Below are 5991 nucleotides of genomic sequence, written 5' to 3'. Positions count from 1 at the left end.
CAAAGGCCTGCGGTGGTCGCCGCCGTGCCGGCGCGGCCGTCCCCGTCGAGCCGCCTGCACCGAGGCGGCCGTTGCCGACCGCGTACGGCGTTTATGCCGAGAGCGGCGGCAAGCTCTACGAGCTGCAACTGATCCAGGGCCGCGCGCCGGATCCGCGCGTGGCGATTTCGGCGGCGATCACCAAGCCGAGCGAGACCATATTGCCCGACGGACATTTCCGCTTCATCGTGTTCCGGCGCGAGGGCGCCGGCGGCGCCTCCGACCCGATCGACGTGCGCCTGATCGCGCATGTGGGCCAGCAGACCACGTTCGACGCAGCCGGCAAGCCGGTGGTCTCGCCGGGCGACGACAGCTGGGTGATCCGCAACATCTCGATTCCGTTCCGCGCGGCGCCGCTCAGCGAGGATCCGCAGATGTTCGAGGTCCAGCCGCGCGACGACGCGCCGCTGTCGCCGGGACGCTATGCGCTGATCCTGAAGGCGCAGGCCTACGACTTCACCGTCGATGGTGCGGTGACCGACAAGCGGCATTGCCTGCAACGGCTGGCGGCCGCGAACGGCGTGTTCTACTCGGAATGTGAGAAGCCGTGAGCGGCGCGCCCATCCGGCTCAGCGCCGTGCTGGCGCTTGTGCTGTCTTCGACCGCCGCCATCGCAGCACCCGAGGCCGAGACCGCGAAGCGGTGCTTGCGTGCAGCCTATCTGGTCTATCCCTACAAGCGACCGGGTGTCGCGCCGATGAATGGCGACCGGCTGCATTTCTTTCAGCAGTGCATGGCGCAGGACGCCACAAAGTCAGCGGAAGCGCCGAAGCGCGATTGAACCGCTCAGCTCGCGGAATGTTCCGCAGGCGACCTCAGCCGGCCGAACTGGCTGCGCAGCATGAACAGCATGAGGCGACCCGTGCCGATGCCGGCGAGACCTCCCGCCACCTTGACGATGGCGTCGATCAGGCGGCCGTGGCGGTCAGGCGTCAGCAATTGCATCGCTTCGAGCGAGAATGCGCTGAGGACGACAAAGAGCACGATCAGCGCGGTGCGCCGCGGGTAACCCAGCACGAAAGCCAGCGCCATCACGGCAAAGGCCGCGAAATGCTCGGCCTGCGGATGGAAAAGCGAGGGGCGGTCCTGGATCGGGGACAGCGTCACGAAGGCGATGAAGGCAAGCGCGAGCCAGCCCGCAATCACGCCGAATGTCTTTATCTTCGAAACAAGCAACAATTTCTTCCCGGTCCCGGTGCCCCGCCGTGTTGCGCTGCATTAGCGCATCGCTCGCGTCGGCGACAATTAAATGCCCGCCGAAGGTTAATCTGCCGGCCGGGCGCCGCGGGTAAACCGAGTTCCAGAAAGCTCACATAGGTTATTGCCCTGCGAGTTCCATGTGTGATGATCTCGCTGTGATCTCGGGGGAGTTCATCCAATGAAGGACATGCAAGCGTACTTGGAGAAGCTTCGTGTCGAGGCGGAAGAGTGCGAGCTAATCAGCAAGCTGGCGACCAATCAGACCAAGAAAGACCTGTTTGCCAGGCTGGCCGCGCATCACCGCACCCTGGCTGCCGAAGTCGAGAAGGCGATGGGCGAGTCCAGGCCGAACTGATGGTTCGGTTTGGGAACATTACGCCAACCTGACAATTGACCGCCGTCGCCGCGCATCACCTTTGACACCCGGCGATTGGGACGCTCTGGCCTCCTGAATGGCAACGGAGCCGCACATGACGAAGCGACGCAACCGCGTCAAGCAAACCCATTGGCTTGAAGAACGCCTCGTCGCGAGAGCCGAGAGCCTGCGCGAACGGGCCGCAGCGCTGGCCCCAGGTATCGAAAAAGACGCTATACTCAAGCTGGCCCGGCAAGCCGACGCCGGGGCAAGCATGAGTGAGCGGCTACGCTCGCCCAGCTCCGCTTAGGAGGTCTGTCATGCATGCACACCATCACCGTATCGACAGCGTCGAGATCGCCTTTGTCTGCGCTGCGGCAGTGTCGTTTGTGGCCCTGGCCGCAAGCGTGGCCTGGCTGGTTATGCGGTGAACCATAGGGCTCATTCGAAAGAGACGGCCCCAGCGCCGGGGAAACGCTGAGGCCGCGTCCAAGTGCTGTCCGCTTTAGGCACCGGGACCGCTGGTCAACCGGATGTCGCGACGGTGGTTCCTGCAAAAAGAAGCGGCCCCAGCCCCCTTGAGGGTAAATGCCGGGGCCGCTCTTTAATTCCCATTCTCACGCCGAACCGCCGCTTGCCGATAATAGACGGCCCCTCTGGGCTTAAAACTTGAACTTAATGAAACAGCCCGACCCAGTCCTTGGATCATCGAATCAAAGTGTGAGCTGGTCAATTAACCTGTGTGAATCAAAGGTAAACAAATCGTCTGGATGCGTAACAGGCGATCCTGGCTCCCTCTGCAAGGCGCTTTCTGATTATCGTTAGCCCTGCGCGCACGGCTGCTTCGGTGCGGCCGAGCTTCGGAGTGATCTCGCGAAGCGTTAAATCGGTGTCGCGGATCATCCGCAGCAGGCGCTGCTCTTCCTGTTGGACCCAAGCCGGCCAAGCACCCACCACTGCTTCGAGATGGAGGTATTCCGATGCTGAAAACTGAAACCCGATCCGACCCCGGTGCGCATCTGTAGGCGGGAACCAGTGGCGCTTGCGCGGGTCCCCGGGATGGTGCACCTGACGAAAAAATAAGCTTTGCCTTGCGAATCCATTCATAGGCCGTTCACGGCCGGAAGCCTCATTTGATGGCGGAATATCGCAATGCTCACTCTCGGAGGCCAAAGTGCGTCTGCTCGTCGTTGAGGATGACCCGGATCTGAACCGCCAGCTCACCACCGCGCTGACGGACGCCGGCTATGTGGTCGATCGCGCGTTCGACGGCGAGGAGGGGCATTTCCTTGGCGACAGCGAGCCCTACGACGCGGTCGTGCTGGATATCGGCCTGCCGAAGATGGACGGTATCTCGGTGCTCGAGGCCTGGCGGCGCAACAAGCGGGTGATGCCGGTGCTGATCCTCACCGCGCGCGACCGCTGGAGCGACAAGGTTCAGGGCTTCGATGCCGGCGCCGATGATTATGTCGCCAAGCCGTTCCATCTCGAGGAGGTGCTGGCGCGGATCCGCGCGCTGCTGCGCCGTGCCACCGGGCACGCCCAGGTCGAGCTGGTCTGCGGGCCGGTGGCGCTGAATACCCGCACCAAGCGGGTCACCGTCAACGGCAACCCGATCAAGCTGACCTCGCACGAGTACAATCTGCTCGACTATCTGATGCACCACACCGGGCGGGTGGTGTCGCGTACCGAACTGGTCGAGCATCTCTACGACCAGGACTTCGACCGCGACTCCAACACCATCGAGGTGTTCGTCGGCCGCATCCGCAAGAAGCTGGAAGTCGATATCATCCAGACGGTTCGGGGCCTCGGCTACATGCTGTCGCCGCCCACTTAAAGCGTTTTCGAGCGAAGCGGATAGCGGTTCGCTCACGCGAAGAAAACGCGGCCAAACAAAAGGATGAGAGCATATCCTATTCTATCGGATCATGCTCTTTGAGTGCTTGATCGGCGGACACGGGCATTGTCATGATCCGCGCCGGGAGGACTGGATTCGCTGATGTCTGAATCCCTGATGTCTGTTGCCGCCGACACGCTGTTCGAGCGCGTGCCCTGATGGGCGGCAGCTCGCTTGCGACACGCCTGTTCGTCTCGGCGACCGCCTGGGTGGTGGTGATCCTGGCGATAACAGGCGTCATCCTGTCGTCGGTCTATCGCGACGCCACCGAGCGCGCCTTCGACCGGCGGCTCAATCTCTATCTGCGCACCCTGATCGCCGAGGTGGCGACGCCGGACGAGCCGGCCGACCGCCAGTTCCAGTCGCTCGGCGAGCCGCTGTTCGATCTGCCGCTGTCGGGCTGGTACTGGCAGATCACCCGCACCGACACCGAAAAGGGCGAGACCCGGGCCTCGCGCTCGCTGTGGGACAAGAAGCTGCCGAAGCTCGAGGAGCACGGCGCCGAGCTGACCGCCGCCGGCGTCCGCCTCGGCTATGTCGACGGGCCCGAAGGCCAGAGCTTGCGCGTCGTGGAGCGGCCGGTCGATCTCGGCGCCGACGGCAGGTTCCTGGTCAGCGTCGCCGGCGACGCCACCGAGATCTTCGATGAGACCCGCAGCTTCGATTACTACCTCGGCGGCACCTTCGCAGCCCTCGGCATCGTGCTGCTGCTGACCACGATCTTCCAGGTCCGCTACGGCCTCGCGCCGCTCAAGCGCATCTCGGATTCGATCGCCGACATCCGCTCCGGCCGCGCCGAGCGGCTGGAGGGCCGCTTCCCGGTCGAGATCGCGCCGCTGGCGCGCGAGACCAACGCGCTGATCGATGCCAACCGGGAGATCGTCGAGCGCTCGCGCACCCACGTCGGCAACCTCGCCCACGCGATCAAGACGCCGCTGTCGGTGATCGTGAACGAGGCAGGCGCCCATGCCGCAGATCCGTTCGCCAGCAAGGTGCTGGAGCAGGCCGATCTGATGCGTGACCAGGTCGCCCACCATCTCGAACGCGCGCGGATCGCCGCCCGCGCCACCATCGTCAGCACCATCACCGACGTCGCGCCCGCGATCGAGGCGCTGCGCCGGACCATGGAGAAGATCCATCGCGATCGCGACCTCGCGATCGAGGCGAAAGCCGACCCGGCGGCGCGGTTTCGCGGCGAGCGGCAGGACCTCGAGGAGATGGTCGGCAATCTCGTCGACAACGCCTGCAAATGGGCGGCTTCTCAGGTGTTCATCGAGGTCAGCGTGGTCCCGCCGGAGGCGTCGGGCGCGGGTCCAAGGCTGCGTATCGTGGTCGATGACGACGGGCGCGGCCTGTCGGAGGCGGAGCGCGCCCAGGTGTCGCGGCGCGGCCAGCGGCTCGACGAATCGAAACCCGGCTCGGGGCTAGGCCTGTCGATCGTGACCGATCTCGCGGGCCTCTATGGCGGCAATCTCACCCTGAATGACGCGCCGATCGGCGGCCTGCGCGCCGAACTCGTGCTGCCGGCGGTGTAGGGCGGGATGAGTTTACTCTCAATCGAGCGGCGGATTCTGCTTCACCTCGCCCCGCGTGCGGCGTAGGCCGCCTTCGGCCGCCGCTCTTAAGAACGCCGAAGCGGGCCTTCGGCTGTGACGCATCGTTAGATGCGTTCCGGGTGAGGGGGAGTCTCCGCAAACGCAGCTGTCACCCGATACGCGGAGGCGGCCCCTCACCCCAGCCCTCTCCCCGTAAGAACGGGGCGAGGGAGCGCAGCGCCGCCGCGGTCGTCACCCGACCTAAACCCATCTCGCTCTAGTCTGCCTTGCGAGACACGCCGCTGTTATTATTCCTAAACGGCTTCTTAACGCGCCGACCTCTATCATCGCGGGCGGACGGGCTGCGGCGTTTGCCGGGCACCAAGCTTTCACGACCGGGCGCATGAGCCAGAAATCGATCGAGCGGCTGAGGGATTATCTCGCGCAGCTTCCGCCGCAATCGCAGGCGCTGCTGATGCGCGAGCTGGAGCGCGCGGTCGAGCGCGGCGATGATGTCGCGATCGCCAATCTGGTCCTGGAACAGCTGCGCAAGATCGTGCGCGGGGCCGAGGCGGACGAGCAGATCGAGCCGCGCAGCGACGATCCGGCGCGGCTCCTGTTCCGGCCGCTGGAGCCGTTCCTTGCCGAGACCAATTTCCCGACCCGATCCGGCCAGCTCCGGCGTGCCTCGCTGCTGCCGATCTGGCAGTGGCTGGCCCGCGAGGGCGCGCCCGAGGCTATCAGCGAATTCGAGGCGGCGCTGGCGGCAGCCATCGAGAACGGGCCGATCGAGATCGCCGCGCGCAAGTTCCAGCTGGCGGCTGCTGAAGCCATCCTCAAGATCGCCGGGCCTTCGCAGGACGACCGTCAGCGCGCGCTGTCGCGCGTCGGTCCGCCGAGCGTTGTCGAGGACCTGCTGCCGATCGGCCTGGTGCTGCAAGCCCGCGAAGCCCTGGAAACCCTCG

Annotated in this window: 7 protein-coding genes and 2 pseudogenes; 7 read left to right on the top strand and 2 right to left on the bottom strand. The window is 65.0% G+C overall.

Features of this window, described 5'->3' with window-relative positions; all coding sequences use genetic code 11:
- A pseudogene (locus tag H8A95_RS41185) lies at window positions 1-590 on the top strand (hypothetical protein); the annotation flags it as partial.
- Window positions 587-820: a hypothetical protein gene (locus H8A95_RS41180; protein ID WP_229188198.1), complete on the top strand. Its 234-nt coding sequence runs from the start codon at window positions 587-589 to the stop codon at window positions 818-820. The pseudogene H8A95_RS41185 and the gene H8A95_RS41180, both read left to right, overlap by 4 nt.
- A 5-nt stretch (window positions 821-825) precedes the next feature.
- Here H8A95_RS41180 and H8A95_RS41175 read toward each other — a convergent pair whose 3' ends face one another.
- Window positions 826-1215, bottom strand: a complete 390-nt coding sequence (locus H8A95_RS41175) for a VanZ family protein (protein WP_229188197.1) — start codon at window positions 1213-1215, stop codon at window positions 826-828.
- Window positions 1216-1417: 202 nt separating this feature from the next.
- On the opposite strand from H8A95_RS41175, the gene H8A95_RS41170 reads away from it, so the two are divergent.
- Both H8A95_RS41170 and H8A95_RS41165 read left to right on the top strand, forming a co-directional pair.
- Window positions 1418-1594 (top strand): hypothetical protein, encoded by a 177-nt coding sequence (locus H8A95_RS41170; protein ID WP_229188196.1) that lies wholly within the window; start codon window positions 1418-1420, stop codon window positions 1592-1594.
- Between the two features lie 115 nt (window positions 1595-1709).
- Window positions 1710-1904 carry a hypothetical protein gene (locus H8A95_RS41165; protein ID WP_229188195.1) on the top strand — a complete coding sequence of 65 codons (195 nt, stop codon included), beginning with the start codon at window positions 1710-1712 and terminating at the stop codon, window positions 1902-1904.
- Window positions 1905-2341: 437 nt separating this feature from the next.
- Here the strand turns inward: H8A95_RS41165 and H8A95_RS41160 are convergent, their stop codons facing one another.
- Window positions 2342-2701 carry a hypothetical protein gene (locus H8A95_RS41160; protein ID WP_229188194.1) on the bottom strand — a complete coding sequence of 120 codons (360 nt, stop codon included), beginning with the start codon at window positions 2699-2701 and terminating at the stop codon, window positions 2342-2344.
- 67 nt (window positions 2702-2768) lie between these two features.
- Here H8A95_RS41160 and H8A95_RS41155 point away from each other — a divergent pair, with 67 nt between their 5' ends.
- From H8A95_RS41155 to H8A95_RS41145, 3 genes and pseudogenes are all read left to right on the top strand, one after another.
- A complete protein-coding gene (locus H8A95_RS41155; RefSeq protein ID WP_163154879.1) occupies window positions 2769-3431 on the top strand; it encodes a response regulator transcription factor in 663 nt (220 codons plus the stop codon).
- Between the two features lie 218 nt (window positions 3432-3649).
- Window positions 3650-5026, top strand: coding sequence for a sensor histidine kinase (locus H8A95_RS41150; protein WP_229188193.1), 1377 nt, complete (start codon window positions 3650-3652; stop codon window positions 5024-5026).
- Between the two features lie 403 nt (window positions 5027-5429).
- Window positions 5430-5991, top strand: a pseudogene (locus tag H8A95_RS41145) (hypothetical protein); the annotation flags it as partial.

Source organism: Bradyrhizobium oropedii, from assembly GCF_020889685.1.
Classification (GTDB): domain Bacteria; phylum Pseudomonadota; class Alphaproteobacteria; order Rhizobiales; family Xanthobacteraceae; genus Bradyrhizobium; species Bradyrhizobium oropedii.
This window is presented reverse-complemented; position numbering and strand designations above follow the sequence as displayed.

Coding starts and splice junctions, on each gene's coding strand:
- H8A95_RS41170 (WP_229188196.1), top strand. CDS start 1,418: ATGAAGGACATGCAAGCGTACTTGGAGAAGCTTCGTGTCGAGGCGGAA.
- H8A95_RS41165 (WP_229188195.1), top strand. CDS start 1,710: ATGACGAAGCGACGCAACCGCGTCAAGCAAACCCATTGGCTTGAAGAA.
- H8A95_RS41160 (WP_229188194.1), bottom strand. CDS start 2,701: ATGAATGGATTCGCAAGGCAAAGCTTATTTTTTCGTCAGGTGCACCAT.
- H8A95_RS41150 (WP_229188193.1), top strand. CDS start 3,650: ATGGGCGGCAGCTCGCTTGCGACACGCCTGTTCGTCTCGGCGACCGCC.